This is a genomic window from Novosphingobium sp. BW1, assembly GCF_008107685.1.
GTDB lineage: Bacteria > Pseudomonadota > Alphaproteobacteria > Sphingomonadales > Sphingomonadaceae > Novosphingobium.
The window spans coordinates 1-16,504 of sequence record NZ_VIRF01000089.1 but is presented as its reverse complement, the minus strand read 5'-3'; the positions used below and the strand labels follow the sequence as shown (position 1 = coordinate 16,504).

General features: G+C 66.7%; 18 protein-coding genes. 17 read left to right on the top strand and 1 reads right to left on the bottom strand.

What is annotated here, in order from left to right; translation table 11 throughout:
* The first annotated feature begins 25 nt into the window (after positions 1 to 25).
* The 9 genes from flgG (at position 26) to FMM79_RS16940 (ending at position 7,847) form a co-directional block, all read left to right on the top strand.
* Complete coding sequence (gene flgG, locus FMM79_RS16980) at positions 26 to 814, top strand: flagellar basal-body rod protein FlgG (protein ID WP_148628630.1); 789 nt, start codon at positions 26 to 28, stop codon at positions 812 to 814.
* Positions 814 to 1,491, top strand: a complete 678-nt coding sequence (locus FMM79_RS16975; protein WP_371710951.1) for a flagellar basal body L-ring protein FlgH — start codon at positions 814 to 816, stop codon at positions 1,489 to 1,491. The genes flgG and FMM79_RS16975 overlap by 1 nt, the downstream gene beginning before the upstream one ends.
* 32 nt (positions 1,492 to 1,523) lie before the next feature.
* Entirely contained in the window at positions 1,524 to 2,615 is a 1,092-nt protein-coding gene (locus FMM79_RS16970) for a flagellar basal body P-ring protein FlgI (protein ID WP_240339288.1), read from the top strand.
* A complete protein-coding gene (locus FMM79_RS16965) occupies positions 2,612 to 2,974 on the top strand; it encodes a rod-binding protein (RefSeq protein ID WP_240339276.1) in 363 nt (120 codons plus the stop codon). The genes FMM79_RS16970 and FMM79_RS16965 overlap by 4 nt, the downstream gene beginning before the upstream one ends.
* 3 nt (positions 2,975 to 2,977) lie before the next feature.
* Entirely contained in the window at positions 2,978 to 4,318 is a 1,341-nt protein-coding gene (flgK, locus tag FMM79_RS16960; RefSeq protein ID WP_148628628.1) for a flagellar hook-associated protein FlgK, read from the top strand.
* An 11-nt stretch (positions 4,319 to 4,329) separates the two neighbouring features.
* On the top strand, positions 4,330 to 5,250 hold the full coding sequence (locus tag FMM79_RS16955; protein ID WP_148628627.1) for a flagellar biosynthesis protein FlgL: 921 nt from the start codon (positions 4,330 to 4,332) through the stop codon (positions 5,248 to 5,250).
* Positions 5,251 to 5,317: 67 nt separating this feature from the next.
* Positions 5,318 to 6,181, top strand: a complete 864-nt coding sequence (gene motA / locus FMM79_RS16950; RefSeq protein ID WP_148628626.1) for a flagellar motor stator protein MotA — start codon at positions 5,318 to 5,320, stop codon at positions 6,179 to 6,181.
* A 2-nt stretch (positions 6,182 to 6,183) separates the two neighbouring features.
* Positions 6,184 to 7,017, top strand: coding sequence for a flagellar motor protein MotB (locus tag FMM79_RS16945; protein ID WP_148628625.1), 834 nt, complete (start codon positions 6,184 to 6,186; stop codon positions 7,015 to 7,017).
* Between the two features lie 206 nt (positions 7,018 to 7,223).
* The gene (locus tag FMM79_RS16940; RefSeq protein WP_148628624.1) at positions 7,224 to 7,847 is read left to right on the top strand and encodes a YceI family protein; all 624 of its coding nucleotides are present in this window, start codon (positions 7,224 to 7,226) and stop codon (positions 7,845 to 7,847) included.
* 495 nt (positions 7,848 to 8,342) lie between these two features.
* Here FMM79_RS16940 and FMM79_RS16935 read toward each other — a convergent pair whose 3' ends face one another.
* A complete protein-coding gene (locus FMM79_RS16935; RefSeq protein ID WP_148628623.1) occupies positions 8,343 to 9,164 on the bottom strand; it encodes a flagellin in 822 nt (273 codons plus the stop codon).
* 271 nt (positions 9,165 to 9,435) lie between these two features.
* Here FMM79_RS16935 and FMM79_RS16930 point away from each other — a divergent pair, with 271 nt between their 5' ends.
* From FMM79_RS16930 to FMM79_RS21645, 8 genes are all read left to right on the top strand, one after another.
* Positions 9,436 to 10,731 carry a sigma-54-dependent Fis family transcriptional regulator gene (locus tag FMM79_RS16930; protein WP_148628622.1) on the top strand — a complete coding sequence of 432 codons (1,296 nt, stop codon included), beginning with the start codon at positions 9,436 to 9,438 and terminating at the stop codon, positions 10,729 to 10,731.
* Positions 10,728 to 11,120 carry a flagellar hook-basal body complex protein FliE gene (gene fliE / locus FMM79_RS16925; RefSeq protein ID WP_148628621.1) on the top strand — a complete coding sequence of 131 codons (393 nt, stop codon included), beginning with the start codon at positions 10,728 to 10,730 and terminating at the stop codon, positions 11,118 to 11,120. The genes FMM79_RS16930 and fliE overlap by 4 nt, the downstream gene beginning before the upstream one ends.
* Positions 11,121 to 11,129: 9 nt before the next feature.
* On the top strand, positions 11,130 to 12,860 hold the full coding sequence (gene fliF, locus FMM79_RS16920) for a flagellar basal-body MS-ring/collar protein FliF (RefSeq protein WP_148628620.1): 1,731 nt from the start codon (positions 11,130 to 11,132) through the stop codon (positions 12,858 to 12,860).
* Positions 12,860 to 13,870, top strand: a complete 1,011-nt coding sequence (gene fliG / locus FMM79_RS16915; protein ID WP_148628619.1) for a flagellar motor switch protein FliG — start codon at positions 12,860 to 12,862, stop codon at positions 13,868 to 13,870. The genes fliF and fliG overlap by 1 nt, the downstream gene beginning before the upstream one ends.
* Positions 13,863 to 14,504, top strand: coding sequence for a FliH/SctL family protein (locus FMM79_RS16910; protein ID WP_240339275.1), 642 nt, complete (start codon positions 13,863 to 13,865; stop codon positions 14,502 to 14,504). Before fliG ends, FMM79_RS16910 begins: the two co-directional genes overlap by 8 nt.
* Positions 14,505 to 14,512: 8 nt before the next feature.
* On the top strand, positions 14,513 to 15,853 hold the full coding sequence (locus tag FMM79_RS16905) for a FliI/YscN family ATPase (RefSeq protein WP_148628618.1): 1,341 nt from the start codon (positions 14,513 to 14,515) through the stop codon (positions 15,851 to 15,853).
* Between the two features lie 3 nt (positions 15,854 to 15,856).
* Complete coding sequence (locus tag FMM79_RS16900; protein WP_148628617.1) at positions 15,857 to 16,282, top strand: hypothetical protein; 426 nt, start codon at positions 15,857 to 15,859, stop codon at positions 16,280 to 16,282.
* Positions 16,283 to 16,316: 34 nt separating this feature from the next.
* Positions 16,317 to 16,504 (top strand): hypothetical protein (locus FMM79_RS21645; RefSeq protein WP_205466709.1); only part of this gene is annotated, 188 nt, incomplete at its 3' end.

Genomic DNA, 16,504 nt, shown 5'->3' with positions numbered 1-16,504 from the left:
TCACCGCCTCCACAGGAAACGTCCCATGCCCTCATCCGCCCTCCAGGTCGCCCGCACGGGTCTCGAAGCGCAAGACACGCGCATGCGCGTGATCGCGAACAACCTCGCCAACGTCTCGACCACAGCGTTCAAGCGCGACCGCGCCAATTTCGCGACGCTGGCCTATCAGGACGCGCGCGTGGCTGGTGCCGCCTCCTCGAACGAGACGACCTACGCCATCGGCCTGAACCTCGGCACAGGCGTGGGCATCCAGTCGACCACACGCATGGAGACACAAGGCTCGCTCCAGATGACGGGGAACAGCCTTGATCTCGCGCTTGATGGCGATGGCTATTTCCAGATCACCCTGCCCGGCGGCCAGCTTGCCTATACCCGTGCAGGCAATTTCAGCCGTTCGTCCGAGGGTCTGCTTGTCACCTCGCAGGGCTATGCCGTGCAGCCACCGGTGACAATCCCCGAGAACGCGACCACCATTTCGGTTTCGGAGGACGGCACCGTGTCTGCGCAGCTGGCCGGGCAGGCCGATCCCTCGCAGATCGGCCAGATCACCATCGCCAGCTTCACCAACCCGCAGGGGCTTCAGGCGATGTCGGATAACTTCATGCTGGAAACGGCCGCAAGCGGCCCAGCGCAGATCGGCGTCGCGGGCACCGAAGGGCGCGGCGCGCTGCGCCAGGGCATGCTCGAGGCCTCCAACGTCAACATCGTCGAGGAACTGGTAGACATGATCGAGACACAGCGCGCCTACGAGATTAATTCCAAGATGATCTCGGCGGTCGATGAAATGCTGCGCAATGCGAACCAGACGCTGTGATGATGTCCCGCCACCTCTCCCTCGCTCTCGCGCTTCTCGCCCTTACCCTTCCGCTCCAGGCGGAGGCCGCGAAGAAACCCGAGTCCTCCGGCTTCGAAGCCACTCTGCCAATCGTGGAAGCCGCTGGCGCCGGTGCGGTGCCGACTGGTGGGATCTTCTCCGCCTCGGTCGGCTATGCTCCCCTCTACCAGGGCAACCGTGCTACGCGTGTGGGCGATCCGCTGACCATCATCCTTCTCGAAACCACCACCGCCTCCAAGGCCGTGTCCTCCAGCAACGGCAAGAGCGGGGGTGCTTCGATCATCCCGCCCACGGCCGGTCTCCTCTCTTTCCTCAACCCCAACGCCCTTAACGCCAGCTCCTCCTCGTCGTTCAATGGTCAGGGAAGTGCAGCGCAGACCAGCAGTCTCGTCTCCACGATTTCCGTCACCATCGCCGAAGTGCGCGCCAATGGCACCGCACTGGTCAAGGGAGAAAAGAAGATGCTGCTCAGCCAGGGAGACGAATGGGTCCGCTTCTCGGGTATCGTGCGCCTGGCCGACATCGATCAGGACAACGCCATCGCCTCGACCCGCGTGGCCGATGCCCATGTCGAGTATTCCGGCAAGGGCGCCCTCCAGAGGGCCAGCAAGCAGGGCTGGCTGGGGCGCTTCTTCAACCTCATTTCGCCGTTCTGATGGGGGGCTGGATGCAGCGTAATCTTCCCTGGATGCTGGCCGCGCTCTTCGCCGGGCTCACCGTCTACCTGGCGCCCGTGCACGCCCACGCCGAGCGCGTGCGCGACCTTGGGCAGTTTCAGGGCGTACGCTCCAACCAGCTCACCGGCTACGGCATCGTCGTAGGTCTGCCGGGCACGGGCGATGACAACCTCGAATACCTGACGCAGGCCATGAAGGGCGTCTCGGGCCGTATGGGCCTGACCCTGCCCGCAGGCGTTGCGCCCGGCCTCAAGAACGCGGCGGCCGTCATGGTCACCGCCGACCTGCCCGCCTTTGCCAAGCCCGGCCAGCGCATCGACGTCACCGTCTCGACCATCGGCAAGGCCAAGTCACTGCGCGGCGGCGCGCTCATCATCACCCCGCTCTACGGCGCGGATGGCCAGATCTACGCGATGGCCCAGGGCAACCTCGCGGTCGGAGGGCTGGGTATCTCGGCCAACGACGGCTCCAAGCTGACGGTCAACATCCCAACCGTAGGCCGCATCGCCGAGGGCGCCTCGGTCGAGCGCGCGGTCGCAACCGGCTTCGATAGCCAGCAGACGCTGCGCTGGAACCTCTTTGCCGCTGATTTCCTCACCGCCTCGCGCGTGCGTGATGCGATCAACCAGCGCATGCCCGGCACCGCCTCAGTCGAGGACGGGGTGACGCTCGCGCTCACTCTTCCCATCGAATCGAACACCCGCGCCAGCGTCATGGCGGCGATCGAGATGATCGAGATCCAGCCTGCCGAAACGCCCGCGCGCGTCATCGTCAACTCGCGCACCGGGACCGTCGTCATCAATTCAGCCGTGCGCCTCGCGCCCGCCGCGATCAGCCACGGCAAGCTCACCGTGCGCGTCGACGAGAACCCCACCGTGGTCCAGCCCGCCCCCTTCAGCCGCGGTCAGACCGCTCTGGAACCCAATTCCGATATCTCCACCGAGGAAGAGGATCGCGCCGTCGCGCTGTTCCAGCCAGGTGCCTCACTCTCGCAGGTGGTCGACGCGCTCAACCTCCTGGGCGTCACGCCCTCGGACCTTGTCGCAATCCTCGAAGCGCTCAAGCAGGCCGGTGCCCTCAAGGCCGAGATGGTGGTGATATGATCGGCCCGTCCTCCCCCTCGACCAGCCTCATCTTCTCGCCCGAAAAGGGCATGGAACGCACGCCCGGTGCCACCGCACGCGAGGAACTGGCGCAGGCCGCGAAGCAGTTCGAGGCGATCTTCGTGCGCCAGATGCTGGCCGAAGCGCGTAAGACCCATTTCGATCAGGATGGGATCTTCTCCAGCGGCGCGCTCGACACGTTCCGCCAGATGCAGGACGAGCGCTTTGCCGAGATCGCCGCGCAGACCGGTGCGCTGGGCCTTGCCAGCGTGATCGAGGCGCAACTTGCGCGCCACCTGCCGCCCGAGGTTCCTGCCGAGCCTGCTGCTGAAAGCCCTGCCACCTCCGGAGATCGCTAAGCCATGCCGTCCGACCTCATCTCGATGGCCCGCAGCGGCACCCGCGCGGCCCGCACCGCGTTGGAGATCACCTCCAACAACATCGCCAACGCCTCCTCGGAAGGCTACGTGCGCCGCTCGGTCTCGCTCGCCGAAGTGGCCGTGGGGACGGTCAGCTCGACACCCACCTCGATCAACCTCGCGGGGGTTGCAGTGGCGGGCATCGTGCGCAACGCCGACCAGTTCCGCCAAGGCGAAGTGCGCCGGACCGGGGCCGACGCGGCGCGTGCCGCCGCCGAGGTGCAGGGGCTGGAGAATATCGAATCCGCTGTCGAGCAGACCGGAGTCTACACCTCGATCGTCGATTTCGAAGCGGGCCTGCAGGCTCTGCTGTCCGATCCCACCGACGGACCTCTGCGCGCAGGCGTCCTCGAACAGGGGCGCACCCTTTCCGAAACACTCAACGTTGCGGCCTCCAGCCTTGATGCAGTGGGCGATGGGTTGCGCTTCGAGGCGGGCGAAGGGGTCGAGAACGTCAACCGGATCGCGACCGAACTTGCCCGCGTGAACCTGCGCCTTGCGCGCGCCTCGGACGCCTCGAGCGACCAGACCGCCCAGCTCGACCAGCGCGACACCCTGCTCCAGGAACTCTCACGCTACGTCGACACGCGCACCAGCTTCGCGCCCGACACCGGCGTGGTCACCGTCACGCTGGGGGGCGCAAGCGGCACCGATCTCGTCGACGGCGGCGCGACTCGCAGCCTCGCCATGGCGACCGCGGCCGATGGCACAATCTCCTTTATCCTCGATGGCACACCCACCGCGATTGCCTCGGGCGAATTGGCAGGCAAGAGCCTCTCGCTCACCCAGGCGGCCGCCACTCGTAGCGAACTTGACGCGGTCGCCGCCGAGATCATCACCACCGTCAACGCCGCGCAAGCCGCTGGTGTCGATCTTGATGGCAACCCCGGACAGCCGCTCTTCTCGGGCACCGGCGCGGCCGACATGCGCATGATCGCGACCAATGGCGCGGCCGTCGCCACCGCGCCTGCCGGCGCCAGCGCGAACAGCCGCGATGTCTCCAACCTCGAAGCCATGCGCAGCGCGCTGTCCGCCGCCGATCCGGCGGGCGACATGGACACCCTGCTCTTTGGCATCTCCAGCGCGGTTGCCGGGCGCCGGGTGACGCGCGATGCGCTCGATTCCATCGCCAGCACCGCGCGCGTTGCGCTCCAGGCTCAGGCCGGCGTCGATCTCGACCAGGAGGCAGTCAACCTCGTGCGCTTCCAGCAGGCCTTCGAAGCGAATGCGCGCGTCATGCAGGTCGCCACCGATATCTTTGATTCCATCCTGGCCATTCGCTGAAGGGTCTAGCCATGCCGATCGTCTCTACCAGTACCAGCGCCTTCTACGAACGGGCCCGCGCCGACATGAAGGATCTGCGCTCACAGGCTGAAACGCTGCAGGCGCAGCTGGGCAGCGGCGAGAAGCTGACCCGCTCGTCCGACGATCCGGTCGCGGCCTCACGCCTGCGCGCGCTGGGACGCTTGGAAAAGCTCTCCGAGATCGACGCGGCCAACGCCAGCCGCGCCAACGCCGACCTGACGCTGGCCGATGCGGCGATGTCGGACATGGCCGATGCTATCATCCGCGCGCAGGGGCTGGCCGCGCAGGCCGCCAACGGCACCATAACCGACAGCCAGCGCACCGCCATCGGGCAGGAGCTAGAGCAGATCTTCGGCAACCTCGTGGGCCTCTCGAACGCGCGCGATTCCAACGGCCACGCCCTCTTCGGAGGCGAAAGCGCGGGCGATGCCTATGGCCTCGATGCCGGGGGCAACGCGGTCTATGTCGGCACGCCCAACACCAGCGAGCTGCCGCTGGGCGAAGGGCAGAGCGTAACCCGCTCCATGCCCGGGCCGCAGTTCCTCTCATTTACCGACACCGCAGGCAATCCCAGCGACACGATGGCAACCATCAAGGCGCTCGCCGTGGCGCTGCAAAGCGGTACGCCCGATCCGACCAGCGCTGCACGCGAGGCGCTGGGCAACCTCCAGACCGGGCTCGACACGCTCACCACCGGCCAGACCGTGATCGGCACGCGCCTCGCCTGGATCGAGCTGACCGACAACCGCCGCATCGACCTCCAGGAACTGCGCCAGACCGAGGAATCGAACATCGGCGCGACCGACATCGCCACCACCATCGCCACCTTGCAGGAAACGCTCACCGTCCTGGAAGCCAGCCAGGCCAGCTTCACCAAGCTCGCCGGGCTGTCCCTGTTCGACAAGCTCTGATCCCGCCCGCCGGCCCGGCCGCTTCCCAGAAGCGCGCCGGGCTTCGCCTTGACGAGGAAGATTAACCATGTTCGCAATCATCGGGATCGTGATCCTGCTGGTGATGGTCTTTGGCGGTTTCGCCATAACGGGCGGTGCGCTCGGCCCCGTGATGCACGCCATCCCCCATGAAATGCTCATCATCGGCGGCGCGGCTGTGGGCGCCATCGTCACCGGCAACTCGATGCACGAGCTCAAGGTCCTGGGTGGAGGTTTCGCGCGCGTGCTCAAAGGGCCCAAACACAACAAGCAGGACCATATCGACGTCATCGTCCTGACCGTGCGACTGATGAAGATCCTGCGCTCGGAAGGGCCGGTGGCTCTGGAGAGCCACGTCAACGAGCCCAAATCCTCCTCGCTCTTCGCGGAATTCCCGCGCATCCTTGCCAACCACGCGCTGACCGACCTCATCTGCGACACGTTGACGCTGATCGTGGTCTCCTCTGGTACGCTGGAGGTCCACGCGGTCGAAGACGTGATGGACAACGCGATGAAGACTCACTTCCACGAGTTCCACGAGCCCCAGCACGCGATCCAGAACCTCGCCGATTCGCTGCCCGCGCTCGGCATCGTCGCGGCCGTGCTGGGCGTGGTGAAGACGATGGGCTCGATCGACAAGCCACCTTCGGTCCTGGGTGAGATGATCGGCTCCGCGCTCGTCGGCACCTTCATGGGCGTGCTGCTGGCCTACGGGATTGTCGCGCCGATGGCCGGGCGCCTCAAGCAGATCAACGACCAGGACGAGATGATCTTCCACTGCGTGAAGCAGGTCATCATCGCCAGCCTGCACGGCTGGCCCCAGCCACTCGTCGTCGAAAGCGCGCGTTCGGGCCTTGGCCATGCCTTCCGTCCGGGCCTTTCCGAGCTGCTCGACGCGATGCGGGGACGCTGATCGTGGCCAAGAAGAAGGAGGAGCCGCTCGCCCCGATCATCGTCAAGAAGGTCACGGTGGTCGAAGGCGGCCACCACGGCGGCGCCTGGAAGGTGGCCTATGCCGACTTCGTGACCGCGATGATGGCCTTCTTCCTCCTTCTGTGGATCCTGGGCGCGACCACCGAGAAGCAGCGTAAGGGCATAGCCGACTACTTCACGCCGACCCTGGTGCAGACGCGCAAGCAGTCCGCCGGTTCGGCAGGCGGCCTGCTGGGGGGCTCCTCGCTCACCGACGCCGACAATTATCCCCACGCCATGGGCCAGACCGGTACCAAGGCGCTGACCATCCCGCGCGGGCCCGAGGGCGGCCCCAAGGAGGGCGGCTCGAAGGTCAAGCGCACGACACGCGCCAAGGAATCGCTCGAGGCCAAGTTGCGCTCGTCCGAGCGGCTGCGCCGCCTCGCCAAGCAGGTGCGGCTTGTCGACACCACGCAAGGGGTGCGCATCGACCTTGTTGACGACGCCGATTTTGCCATGTTCCGCCTGGGCACTACGGTGCTGACACCCGATGCCAGCGAACTGCTGGGCGCTATCGCGGAAGCTGTGGGCCCCAATGCGGCCGAACTCACCATTCGCGGGCACACCGATGCCCTGCCCTTCCTGCCCGGCACCAAGGGCAACAACTGGTCGCTCTCGGCCGGACGCGCCGAGGCCACTCGCCAGGCTCTCCTACGCGACGGGTTGCCCGAAGACCGCTTCCGCCGGATCGAAGGCGTCGCCGACAAGGAACTGCTGATCCCTGGCGATCCCAACGATCCGCGCAACCGGCGTATTTCGATCACTTTGCTGGACTGAAGTACACGCCCATTCGGCAACAAGAATGCAGGCAAAATGGCACTGCACAGCATTGCAATGGATACTATTGCACGCTTCCCCTTGCGCAGGCCCTCTACGCCCTCCTAAGTCCCGGTCTCCCCGCCCGAAAATCGGCGCGGGACTGGCGCGCTGCCGAAAGGCAGCTCGCCCGGTGACTGCGACCTACCCCTCAGGAGGATCTACCGATGCGCCGCCTTTTTCTTGCTCTGCCCGCCAGCGCCGCCCTGCTCGCCGCCGCCTGCTCCTCTGCCCCTGACGAAAGCGCGCCCGAACCGCTCGCGGGGAGCTGGGAGTTGGACAAGGAAGCCTCGCGCCTTGCCTTTGTCACGATCAAGGCGGGCCAGGTCGTCGAGGCGCACAGCTTCGGGGATCTTTCCGGCTCGGTATCGCCGGAAGGTTCGGCCAGCTTTGCCGTCGACCTCGCCTCGGTGAACACCAACGTCGACGTGCGCGACCAGCGCATGCGGGACATCCTCTTCCAGGTTGCCGACTTCCCGCAGGCCAAGGTGAGCGCGCAGATCGATCCCGCCACGCTGTCTGGCCTGGGCCTTGGTGAGCAAACCATCGTTCCGGTCACCGCCACCCTCGACCTTCACGGAGAAAAGGCGCCGATCGAAACCCGCCTCGCCGTGACCCGGATCGCGCCCGACAAGGTGGAAGTGGAAACGACCAGCCCGATCATCCTGGACGCGGCAAACTACGCACTCGGCGATGGCCTTTCCCAGTTGCAGGAACTGGCTGGGCTCCCGGCGATCACCGCGCAAGTCCCTGTCACCTTCTCACTTGTTTACGGCAAGTCCGACGACTGAACTGAGACACTGTTGACTTTATCTCCAGGCAGGCCCGCCAATGGGCCTGCCAGACAATGTATGCCGCTGAAAATAAAAATTATAAATCACAACGCTTGGTTCGTCTAAAATATTTTAGGCACAAAAGAAAACCTTGCGCGCGATCATCCCTACCATGTGATTAACCCTCGCCAGCCACGATTCATCGTGCCTTCCAGCCCCCTAAGTGCAAGGTTTTCCATGTTCAAGCTGCCCCAAGTCATCCGCTGCCGCTTGGGGCGTCATGCCCCCATCCGCTTCGAGGTAGTCTGGGACGGTCTGCACTTCGTGGGCACATGCGAGAAATGCGGGACGTCCATCCGCCGGGTGAGCCGCGGCAAGTGGAAAGCCGATTGGCTGCCGGACTGAGACGATGCGCTCCCGCCGAACACAAAAGGGCCCGGCGGTCTGGGGAAACACCGCCGGGCCCAACTTGAGGCCTGCCTGGTCAGGGCAGGCCATGCACATTCATAAAAATTAACGCAGCAGCGAGAGCACGTTCTGCTGGCTCTGATTGGCCTGCGCGATCATCGCGGTCGAGGCCTGGCTGAGGATCTGAGCCTTGGCCATCTGCGTGGTCTCGCTCGAGTAGTCGGCGTCCTCGATACGCGAACGTGCGTCCGAGAGGTTCGTCACGTTGTTGGTGAGGTTGTTGATCGCCGAGTCGAGGCGGTTCTGGCCTGCACCCAGCGAGGCGCGGGTGGCGTTGACGTCGGCCAGCGCGGCGTCGACGTTGTCGAGCGTGGTGGTCGCCGCCGCTGCGGTCGACACGTCAAGCGCGGTGCCCAGGTTCGTACCGTCAATCGCGGTCGAAGTCAGGGTGATGGTCTCACCCGAATTCGCACCGGTCTGGATGTCGAAGGTGACGTCGGTACCCGAAGTGGTCGAGAACAGCGTGTTGCCGTTGAACTTGGTCTGAGTGAGAACGTCATCGATCTGCTCGGTCAGCGCGGTTACTTCCGACTGCATCGCGGTGCGGTCCGAATCCTGGTAGGTGCCCGAAGCCGACTGGATGGCCAGTTCGCGCACACGCTGGAGCATGTTCGAGACTTCCGACAGACCGCCTTCGGCCGTCTGGGCAAGGCTGATGCCGTCGTTGGCGTTGCGGATACCCTGGCTCATGCCCTTGATCTGCGAGGTCATGGAGGTAGCGATGGCCAGACCGGCCGCGTCGTCCTTGGCCGAGTTGATGCGCTTGCCGGTCGACAGGCGCTCCATCGCGGTGCCCAGCATCTTGTTCGCCGAGTTCGACGCGTTCGAAGCCTTGATCGCACTGATATTGGTATTGATGACTGACATTGTAGTTAGCTCCCGTTGGCTTGTCCCGAAGCCGGACGAGCCACCCGGCCCATCCGGACTGGCTGTCAGGACCTAGACCGGCAGGACGGCACGAAGTTTAAGCAAAAAAATTCGCCGCGTTTGCCCCCTTCGTGCTGCACTGCAGCCATCCTTCGCGATGGTTTCGCGGGGTTACGGGAATCCACAAGGCCTTAAATTCTCAAAACGTTGGCCGTTCTCGCGCGATACCCGCCTCTTGGAAATTGGTTGCTTCCACGGGGATAATAGAATCATGCCAGGTCTGACCTTCAGCCCGGAATTCGGCCGCCTTCACGGCCCGCTCGTCCAGCGCGCCAGCGCGGTCGCCGGAGGCCTGATCGACCACACCGACATCGATCTGCGCGACTGCGCCAATACCGCGCCCGCGCGCTCCAGCACGCGCACCGTCACGCTCAAACGCGGCTCTGAGGCCAGCCTGTCCCACGAGGCGCAGCGCGTGGATATCGGCTACGGCGATCCGCTGGGCGAGACCGCGCTGGCCATGCTGCTCGCCGCCATGGCCGCGCCCGGCGAGCCGATTGCCGCCGATCCGCTCAGCCTCTCGGTCCTGGCGCTGGCCGAACGCATCGCGGTCAGCAACATTCCCGTGCTCATTAACGGCCCCACCGGCACCGGCAAGGAAGTGCTGAGCCGCTTCATCCATGCCCGCAGCGCGCGCCGCAAGGGGCCCTTCGTGGCCGTCAACTGCGCCGCGATGCCCGAGACCATGCTCGAGGCCATGCTGTTCGGCCACCGCAAGGGCGCCTTTACCGGCGCGACCGAGGCGAGCGAGGGTTTCATGCGCGCGGCCAACGGGGGCACGCTGCTGCTCGACGAAATCGCCGAACTGCCGCTTTCGCTGCAGGCCAAGCTCCTGCGCGCGCTCCAGGAACAGGAAGTCGTGCCGATCGGCTCGACCCAGGCGATCCCGCTCGACGTGCGCGTCATCGCCTGCGCCAACCGCGACCTTCCCACCGAAGTCGCCGAAGGCCGTTTCCGCGCCGACCTTTTCTACCGGCTCAATGTCTTTCCGCTCGAACTGTCCGCGCTCAAGGCGCGGCCCGAGGACATCGCGCCGCTCGCCTACGCGATGGCGCTGCGCCACGCCGAGACTCCGGGCGTGATCCCCTGCTTCAGCGAAGCTGCGCTGGTCATGCTCAAGCTCCACGCCTGGCCGGGTAACGTGCGCGAACTGGAGAACGTGGTGCGCCGCGCCCTCCTGCTCGCCTTCGACAGCGATGTCATTGCCCCGCACCACATCATCTTCGACAGCCCCGCACGCCTGCTCTCCCCTTTCGAGGACGAGCGACGCATCGCCGAGGCCGCAGGCGATGCCGTGATGCCTGACAGCAAGGGGCGCCTTTCCAACATCGTCCAGCAGTCCCAGGCCCGCGCCATCGTCGAGACACTCGAAACCTGTGGCGGAAACCGCCAGCAAGCCGCCCGCGAACTCGGCATTTCGGAGCGTACCTTGCGCTACCGTCTCGCCTCGCTGCGCGAAGCCGGTATCGAGATCGGCCGCACCCGCGCCGCCGGAGGCCGTCGATGAGCACGATCTCCCCTGTCGGTGCCCGCGAGGGCGGCATCCAGCAAATCATGGACATGCGCGCGCAGATCATCGAGCGCAACCAGACCCTGCGCGCGATCCATTCGCCCGAAGGCCCTGCGGTGGCAGGCACTGGCCTCCTTCCCGCACCCACCGGCAACGGCGCGCCCGCCCCCGGCTTTGCCGACACCCTGCGCTCCGCCCTTGAGGGCGTCAATTCGGTGCAGTCGCGCGCCGAAACGCTCTCCAGCGCGTATCAGACCGGCGAGGTTACCGACGTCGCGCAAGTCATGCTCGCGCGCCAGGAAGCGGGCATCGCCTTCGAGGCGACCATGCAGGTGCGCAACAAGCTCCTGAGTGCGTACCAGGACATCATGCGGATGGGGGTCTGACGTTAAGCCATGGCCGACCTCGTACCCGCCCCCGCAAGCGGCGCGCAACTGCCCGCCGCACCTTCGCTCCTCGCCCCCTTTACCGACCCTGCCGGCGGGCCGGTGCTCACCCGCCTCTCGGCCTTCACCGCGCAGCCTGCGGTGCGCAAGGTCCTGCCGGTCTTCGTCGGGCTTGCCGCGATTGGCGCCGCGCTCCTGACCTGGGATGCGATGGCCCCCGATCCCCAGCGCGTGCTCTACGCCCAACTCGGCGACAGCGAACGCGCCAGCGTCGCGGCCGCGCTCGACCAGGCCGCGATCGATTACCGCATCGACAATTCCACCGGCGCACTGACCGTGGCCGAGGGCGACTTCTACCGCGCGCGCATGCTGGTCGCCTCGGACGGCGCGCTCGCCGTACCCGAAAGTGGCGCGCAAATGCTCGACAGTCTGCCGATGGGCGCCAGCCGCACACTCGAAGGTGAACGCCTGCGCGCCGCGCGCGAGGCCGACCTGCAGATGACCATCCGCGAGATCGATGGCGTCGAAGGCGTTCGCGTGCACCTGGCCGCAGGTGAAAAATCGGTCTTCGTGCGCGACAACGTGCCCCCGTCCGCCTCGGTCATGGTGCGCCTCGCCCGGGGCCGCAGCCTGACCGACGGGCAGGTCAGCGCCGTGGTCAACCTTGTCGCGGGCTCCGTGCCGGGTCTTTCGCCGGATGCCGTGCGCGTGATCGACCAGCACGGGCGCCTCCTCTCCCAGCTGGGCCAGGGTGTCGATTCCGACCGGCTCGACATGCAGGCCCGGATGGAGGCCAAGCTGCGCGAACAGGTCGCCCAGTTGCTTTCTCCCATGCTCGGCGAAGGCAACTTCACCTCCGAGATCCAGGTCGATCTCAACATGGACGAGGTCACCTCCGCGCGTGAGAGCTACGACAAGGACGGCGTCGTGCGCAGTGAGACGCAGCAACAGTCGCAATCCAGCACCGGAGGCGCCGCCGTGGGCGTACCCGGCGTGCTGGCCAACACGCCCCCGCCGCAGACCCAGGCCCAGCCCGGTGCACCGCAGGGCACGCAGGGACAGGCCCAGGGTGCGCAGACACCGCCCCCGACAAATGGCGAGAGTTCCTCCAGTCGCACCTACGAACTGGGCCGCGAAGTTTCGGTTTCGAACACCGGTCCCGGCCGCGTCCAGCGCCTCTCGGTCGCCGTCGCGATCAGCGCGGAAGCCATGAAGGGCGCCAACCAGCAGCAGATCGCCGACCTGGAGGCCCTCGTCAGCGCGGCCGTCGGCGCGAACCCGCAGCGCGGCGACGTCGTCAAGGTCATCACCCGCGCCTTTGAGGTCGCGCCCGAAACCGCCCTGCCCTTCTACGAAACCAGCTGGTTCGCCATGCTTGTGCGCAACGGCGCGGCCGTCATCGCCGTACTCCTCGTCCTGCTCTTGGGCGTGCGCCCGATGGTCAAGGCCGTTCGCGGCGACAAGGTCCGTTCGGCCAAGGGCAAGAAAGGCAAGAAGGCCAAGGGCCTCGCCGAGGACGAGAACGAGCCCGCCGCGCTTGAGGCTCCGGCCATCCCCGCGGAACGCCCGGTCATCCCCGGCACCGAGGAGGAAGAGGAATACGTGCCGCGCGCCGAGCTCCTCAACCGCCAGATCACGCTCGCACGCGGGCTCGTCGCCGAGAACCCGGGCGGCGCGGTGCAGGCGCTGCGCCAGATGCTCAACCATATGCCCACCGAAGATGAGGCGAAGGCGGCCTGATGAGCGAGGCAGCCCCCTTCGAGGCGGCCGACAACGCCGCCGTGATGATGATGTTGCTGGACGAGGAGCAGACCAGCCGCATCCTCGCCGAACTGGAGCCCGACGAGTTGCGGCTCCTGGGCGAAAAGATGTGCGCGCTGGGCGACATCGGCCCGGACGTCATCGCCGAGGCCCTGACCGGGTTCCTGGAAAAGACCGAGGCTCTCGGCCTGCCCTCCCACGACCGGGTGAGCCAGGTGCGTACAATGATGCACCGCGCGCTGGGCGAGGTGAAGACCGACAACCTGATGCAGCGCATCGTGCCACCCAATGCGCCCAAGGGTTCAATGGTGGAGCTGGCGCGCTGGCTCAATCCGTCCGCGCTGATCCCGCTCATCAAGGACGAGCACCCCCAGGCCATCGCCGTGCTGCTGGTCCAGCTCGACCCGCTTGTCGCCGCCGAGGTTCTCCACGGCCTGCCGCCCGAACAGCACTCGGAAATCATCCACCGCGTGGCAACGATCGGCCCGGTCTCGCCCCAGGCCATCGCCATGCTGGAAGAGCTGCTGAGCCAGCGCATCACCCAATGCCACGGCAGCCGCCCCCTTCAGATGGGCGGCATGAAGGAGGCGGCGGAAATCATCAACGGAGTGGGCAAGGTCATCGAGAAGCGCGTGATGAGCGAGATCGCCAAGAAGGACAAGGCGCTGGCCAAGAAGCTGGAAGAGGAGATGTTCAAGTTCGAGCACCTCTTCGTGCTCGATCCCCAGCAGATGGGCGTGCTCCTGCGCGATGTCGGCAACGACACCCTCATTGATTCGCTCAAGGGCATTTCGGAGGAGGAGCGCGAGTTCTTCTTCCGCGCCATGTCCAGCCGTGCCGCGGACGGCGTCAAGGACGAGATTGCCGCACGCGGGCGCACCAAGCTTGCCGACGTGGTCGCGGCGCAAAAGGAAGTTGTCGCGATTGCCCGCAAGCTGGTGGCCGACGGCTCCCTGATCCTGGGGGCGGGAGACGGCGAATATGTCTGATATGGGCTTTGCCTTCCCCCGTCCCGGCTTCAAGCTGATCGAGCCCTATGCCGACCGGCGCGGCTTCACGCCCGACCTGCGTTACGGCGGAAATCTGCGCGGCTCGGAAGCGGAAGATGCCTCCGTTTCCTCCCGCGAGGATAACGCGCCCGAGGAGCATACCCCGGACCCGCTCGCAGAGGCCTTCACCCAGGGCTTTACCGCCGGTTTCGAACAGGCCCAGCAGGCCGCCGCGCAAAAGCAAGGGGCCGACGAGGCCGCGCGCGAGGCCCTGTGCCTGTCGCTCACCCGGCTCGATGCCGAACTCGAAGAACAGCTGCGTCTGCGCCTGCGTGAAACGGTCGCGGCGCTGTGCGAGAGCGCGCTGGCCCCGCTCGCTCTCGATACCGAAGCGCTTGAGCGGCGTGTCGCCAACGCTGTTGCCATGCTTGCGCGCGCCGACGACGAGCGCGTGATCCGCCTCAACCCCGAGGACATGGCGCTGGTCTCCCCCCGCCTTGCCGAGCAGTGGACGCTTCAGGCAGATCCCAAGCTCGAACGTGGGGCGCTGCGTATCGAGACCGCGAGCGGCGGGATCGAGGATGGCCCGGCCGTCTGGCGCCAGGCCATCGCCGAAGCCTTGCACGACTGCTGAGCGGCCTCATGCTGGACATGTGCGAAGCCATCTTGCGCGACCTGGCCACAGAGCCGGTCGACCTCGCCGCGCGCCGCTTTGGCTATGTCACCGCCTGCGACGGAGGGCTGCTCGAAGTGAGCGGCCTGGCAATTCCCGTGGGCGCCATGTGCCGGGTCGCGGACGGGCGCAAGGCGCCGTTGCTCGCTGAAGTCATCGGCTTTCGCAACGGGCGCACGATGATGATGATGCTGGGCGACACGATCCTGCTGCGCCCCGGGGCTCGGGTCATCCCCGAGGGGCGCCCGGGCATGCTGCCTGTGGGTGAGGCGTTCTTGGGCCGTGCGGTCGATGGCGAAGGGCTGCCCATCGACGGCGGCTTGCCCATCCACACGCGCGGTGAGTGGCCCGCTGGCGGCGTGCGCACCTCGGCGCTCGACCGCAGCCCGGTGCGCGTACCCTTCGACACCGGCGTGCGCGCGCTCAACGCGCTCACCACCTTTGGCGTGGGCCAGCGCATGGGCGTCATGGCCGGCTCGGGCGTGGGCAAGTCGGTGCTGATCGACATGATAGCACGCGGCGCCTCGCTTGCCCGCAATGGCGCGGACGTTGTCGTGGTCGGCCTTATCGGCGAGCGCGCCCGCGAAGTCTCCGACTTCGTCGAGCGGCACATGAACGCCGCCATGAAGGAGAAGACCGTGGTCGTCGCGGTTCCGGCCGACCATGCCCCCAACCTGCGCCTGCGCGGGGCCATGCTGGCGACTTCGATGGCCGAACATTTCCGCGCGCGCGGGCGCAAGGTCCTGCTCATCATGGACAGCCTGACGCGTGTCGCCCACGCCGCGCGCGAAATCGGCCTGCTGCTGGGCGAGCCGGGCGCGGCGCGCGGCTATCCCCCGTCCGCGCTCGCGACGATCACCAAGCTGGTCGAGCGTGCGGGCAACTCGGCGGCCTCCAATGGCTCGGTCACCGGGCTCTACACCGTGCTCGCCGATGGCGACAACCAGGACGATCCGGTCGTCGACACCGCGCGTTCGATCCTCGACGGGCACATCGTGCTGAGCCGCGAACTGGCCCAGCGCGGGCAATATCCGGCCATCGACATTGCCGCCTCGCTTAGCCGCGTGATGAACGACATCGTGCCCGAGGAACACCAGAAGCTCGCCCGCACCTTCCGCGCGCTGACGGCCAGCTACGAAGCCAACCGCGATCTCGTGCTGATGGGGGCCTACCGCCCCGGTGCCGATGCCCAGCTTGATCGCGCGATCGCCATTACCGGCAAGTTGACGGCCTTCCTCGCCCAAGGGGCCGGTGAGGTCGTGCCGTTCAAGGACAGCGCCGCCCAGCTCGAAGCGCTGCTCGGAAGCTGATCCGTGACCGACGCCCACACGCGCCTCGCCCGCCTGCGCCGCCTTGAAAAAGTGCGCGAAATCGCCCGCCAGACCGCCGCTGCCGAAGCCGCACGGGCTGAGGGGACCCTGGCCCAGCTCCGGACCCTGACCGAGCGCACCCGACGCCTCGCCGAAGACTACGCTGGGCGCCGCACCGCGACCGATGGCGCGGCGCTGCACCAGATCGGGCGCTTCGTCTCCGGGCTCCAGACCCTTTCGCGCACGACCCAGGGCGACGCCGAGCGCGCCCACGCCATTGCCGATGCCAAGCAGAAGCACCTCGCGGAAGCCGAGCGCCGCCGCGCCGCCATCGAGGAGCGCGCGGCCCTCCAGGAACGCATGATCGCCAAGCAGGCGGCAACGCCCGTTCTCTCCGCCCGCCGCGCAGCTGGCACGGAGCTTGAATAGTCCTTCCCATGGTAAGCCCAAGGACCGGTATTCGATGATCCCTCCGCACGCACCTTCCCAAGGCCTCGGCCTTCTCCGGACGATCCTCAACGGCCCCGCCACGTCGGACGAGGGTTCTGGCGGCGTACCCGGAGAGCGCGGCGCCGGCGCGAATTTCTCGGCTACATTGCAGGGACTTGCCTCGCTGGAGGGGGATACGGCCCCGGCCCCTGCCACTGTTCC

Excerpts from the sequence above, each read along its gene's own strand:
- flgG (WP_148628630.1), top strand. The coding sequence starts at position 26 with ATGCCCTCATCCGCCCTCCAGGTCGCCCGCACGGGTCTCGAAGCGCAA.
- FMM79_RS16975 (WP_371710951.1), top strand. The coding sequence starts at position 814 with ATGATGTCCCGCCACCTCTCCCTCGCTCTCGCGCTTCTCGCCCTTACC.
- FMM79_RS16970 (WP_240339288.1), top strand. The coding sequence starts at position 1,524 with ATGCTGGCCGCGCTCTTCGCCGGGCTCACCGTCTACCTGGCGCCCGTG.
- FMM79_RS16965 (WP_240339276.1), top strand. The coding sequence starts at position 2,612 with ATGATCGGCCCGTCCTCCCCCTCGACCAGCCTCATCTTCTCGCCCGAA.
- flgK (WP_148628628.1), top strand. The coding sequence starts at position 2,978 with ATGCCGTCCGACCTCATCTCGATGGCCCGCAGCGGCACCCGCGCGGCC.
- FMM79_RS16955 (WP_148628627.1), top strand. The coding sequence starts at position 4,330 with ATGCCGATCGTCTCTACCAGTACCAGCGCCTTCTACGAACGGGCCCGC.
- motA (WP_148628626.1), top strand. The coding sequence starts at position 5,318 with ATGTTCGCAATCATCGGGATCGTGATCCTGCTGGTGATGGTCTTTGGC.
- FMM79_RS16940 (WP_148628624.1), top strand. The coding sequence starts at position 7,224 with ATGCGCCGCCTTTTTCTTGCTCTGCCCGCCAGCGCCGCCCTGCTCGCC.
- FMM79_RS16935 (WP_148628623.1), bottom strand. The coding sequence starts at position 9,164 with ATGTCAGTCATCAATACCAATATCAGTGCGATCAAGGCTTCGAACGCG.
- FMM79_RS16930 (WP_148628622.1), top strand. The coding sequence starts at position 9,436 with ATGCCAGGTCTGACCTTCAGCCCGGAATTCGGCCGCCTTCACGGCCCG.
- fliE (WP_148628621.1), top strand. The coding sequence starts at position 10,728 with ATGAGCACGATCTCCCCTGTCGGTGCCCGCGAGGGCGGCATCCAGCAA.
- fliF (WP_148628620.1), top strand. The coding sequence starts at position 11,130 with ATGGCCGACCTCGTACCCGCCCCCGCAAGCGGCGCGCAACTGCCCGCC.
- fliG (WP_148628619.1), top strand. The coding sequence starts at position 12,860 with ATGAGCGAGGCAGCCCCCTTCGAGGCGGCCGACAACGCCGCCGTGATG.
- FMM79_RS16910 (WP_240339275.1), top strand. The coding sequence starts at position 13,863 with ATGTCTGATATGGGCTTTGCCTTCCCCCGTCCCGGCTTCAAGCTGATC.
- FMM79_RS16905 (WP_148628618.1), top strand. The coding sequence starts at position 14,513 with ATGCTGGACATGTGCGAAGCCATCTTGCGCGACCTGGCCACAGAGCCG.